Annotated in this window: 3 protein-coding genes; all 3 read left to right on the top strand. The window is 74.1% G+C overall.

Annotation, left to right across the window (positions count from 1 at the left end):
- On the top strand, nt 1-614 hold a 614-nt coding region (locus VIM26_RS00145), incomplete at its 5' end, for a hypothetical protein (RefSeq protein WP_331948275.1).
- Complete coding sequence (locus VIM26_RS00140) at nt 611-1,852, top strand: ROK family protein (RefSeq protein ID WP_331948274.1); 1,242 nt, start codon at nt 611-613, stop codon at nt 1,850-1,852. The genes VIM26_RS00145 and VIM26_RS00140, both read left to right, overlap by 4 nt.
- Nucleotides 1,853-1,894: 42 nt before the next feature.
- A partial coding sequence (locus VIM26_RS00135) for an alpha-galactosidase (protein ID WP_331948276.1) occupies nt 1,895-2,901 on the top strand: 1,007 nt, incomplete at its 3' end.

Here is a 2,901-nt window from a genome sequence, read left to right as displayed (position 1 = left end):
ACCGTCGGGAGGTGAGCGCAGCGAGCCGCGACGCGGTCCTGCACTTCGAGGGGCTGAGCGTCCCCGTACGGGTCGCGGTCGACGGCGGCGCGGAGGTCGGCGTGTACCCCGAGAACCCGTGGCTCGCGGTCCCGGGGGGCCGGACCGTCGCGATCGCGGTCACGCATCCGCACGATCCGGGCGCCCGGCCGGTCCGGGTGAGCGTGCTCGGCCTGCGGCCCGTGGCCGGCTGGCAGCTGGCCACGCTGACCGATCGCGACCTCGACTGGCGCGCGCGCGAGGCCCGTGCGGGCACGCCCGCCGTCGACCTTCCGCTGACCGTCCCCGCCGGATCGGACCACTGGCTCGACCTCGAGCTGCCGGCCGCCCCCGGCGGCTACGCCGTGCGGTTCGAGGGCCACCAGCTGCGTCTGACGGTGTGGCTCGACGGGCGCTGCCTCGGCCGGGTCTGGCTCGAGGACGACCACCGCCCGGTGTTCACTGGAGGCGACCCGGGCCTGCTCTGGGCGCCGGGGGAGTGGGTCGCCGGTGGCGGGCGCCTGACGATCCTCGCCCACGGCACCGCCGGCGGACCCGAACCCACGCTGCGCCGGATCGAGGCCAGGCCGTTGTGACGGTGCGATCTCCGGCGAGGATCACCTCGCGCGACCTGCGCAAGCAGAACCGGCTGGTCGTGCTCCGGGCGCTCCTCCGGCTCGACGTCGCGACCCGCCAGGAGCTCGCGGCCCGGACGAAGCTGAGCGTCGCGACCGTGTCCACGATCGTCAACGAGCTGCTCGCCGCACGCGTGGTCGGGGTCGCGGGAGTGGCCAGCACCGGCGTCGGGCGCCCGCTCTCCCGGCTGCAGATCGATCCGGACGGCGGGCGGCTGATCGGCGTCGACGTCGCCGAGACGTACGTCTCCGCGACGGTGTACGACCTGCGGGTGGCGTCCCTGGGGTCGTTCGGCGTGCCGTTGGACGAGCACGAGAAGAGCCCCGAGTACGTCGTCGCTGGTATCGCCCGGGCCGTGCACGGCGCGCTCGGCGTGGCCCGGATCCCGGTCGCGAGCGTCGTCGGCGTCGGCGTGAGCCTGCCCGGACAGGTCCAGCCCGAGGCGGGCGTGTCGGTGTTCGCGCCCAACTGGTCCTGGCACGACGTGCGCATCGAGCAGCTCCTCGAGGACGCGCTCGCGCTCCCCGTGCACGTCGACAACCCGCTCAAGGCGATCACCGCGGCCGAGCTGTGGTTCGGCGAGGGCCGGCTCGACCGCAGCCTGGTCACCGTGAACCTCGGGACCGGCGTCGGGGCCGGGATCGCGCTGCAGGGGGCCATCGTGCGCGGGGAGACCAACAACGCGGGGGAGTGGGGGCACACCCTGCTCATGCTCGACGGCCGCGCGTGCCACTGCGGCCGGCGCGGCTGCGTCGAGACGTACGTCGGTGTCCCCGGGGTGGTGGACACCCTCCGGGAGATCGACCCCGGGCACCCGGCGCTGCGCCTGGGTAGCCAGAGCGAGTTCGTCGACGCCGTCCGCGCCGGGCTGTGCGCCGAGGAACCCGCGATGGTCGCCCTGCTCGGCCGAACGGCGCACTTCCTGGCGGCGGCCCTCGGCGACCTCATCAACTTCACCAACCCGCGACAGGTCCGGCTGACCGGCTGGACGGTCGACCGTCTCGGCGACTGGCTGATCCCCGCGGCCAAGGCCGAGCTCGCCGAGCACGTCCTGCCCAGCTCGTTCGCCGCGGTGTCCGTCGAGCGGACGTCGATCCCCGGCAACCTCGTCGGCGCCGGGATGGCTACCCTCACTCTCGAGAACTTCCTTGCGGTCGTCGGCGTCGGCGTACCGAACCGACCCCTGATGGTGAGCTGACCCGTGCGCGACCCGAAGGCGCCGACCCTGCCCACGCCCCCGATGGGTTGGAACTCCTGGGACTGCTACGGCACGACCGTCACGCAGGACGAGGTGCTCGCCAACGCGCGCTTCATGGCCGGGCACCTGCTCGCCCACGGCTGGGACACGGTCGTCGTCGACATCGCGTGGTACGACCCGACGGCCAGGTCGCACGGCTACAACGCGGGCGCACGGCTGAGCCTCGACGCCCACGGCCGGACGCTGCCCGCGGAGAACCGCTTCCAGTCCGCCGCCGGTGGCCGCGGGTTCGCCCCGCTTGCCGCCGCCGTGCACGACCTCGGGCTGCGGTTCGGGGTGCACGTCATGCGGGGCATCCCGCGGCTCGCCGTCGAACGCAACCTGCCCGTGCTCGGCACCGCCTGGACCGCGCGGGACGCCGCTGACACGTCGTCGACCTGCACCTGGAACCCCGACAACTACGGGCTCGACCACGACCACCCGGCGGCGCAGGGGTACCTCGACGCGCAGGTCGCCCAGCTGGCCGCCTGGGGCGTCGACTTCGTGAAGGTCGACGACATGCTCGCCCCGTACCACCCGCGAGCGATCGAGGCGTGGGCGACGGCGATCGAGCGCAGCGGCCGCGAGATCGCCCTCTCGCTCTCCCCGGGCACCCACCTGTCGACCGCGAACCTGGAGCACCTGCGCGCGCACGCGCAGATGTGGCGCATCTCGGACGACCTCTGGGACCGCTGGGAGGACGTGCACGCGCAGTTCGCGCGGCTCGCCCGCTGGGCACCGTTCCAGCAGCCCGGCGGATGGGCCGACGCCGACATGCTCCCGCTCGGGCGGATCGGCATCCGCGCCGAACGCGGCGAGGACCGCGACAGCCGCCTCACACCCGACGAGCAGTGCACGCTGCTCACCTTGTGGGTGATGGGCCGGTCCCCGCTGATGATGGGCGGGGACCTGCCGACGAGCGACGACGCGACGATCGCCCGGCTCGCCAATCCCGCGCTCGCCCGCGTCCTGCGCACGGGAGTCGACGGCCGGGAGGTCGTGCGCGAGCC

The sequence above is a fragment of the Pengzhenrongella sp. genome (assembly GCF_036565025.1).
Taxonomy (GTDB): Bacteria; Actinomycetota; Actinomycetes; order Actinomycetales; family Cellulomonadaceae; genus Pengzhenrongella.
Note: the sequence above shows the minus strand (reverse complement) of the source record. Positions and strands in the feature narration are given on the sequence as shown.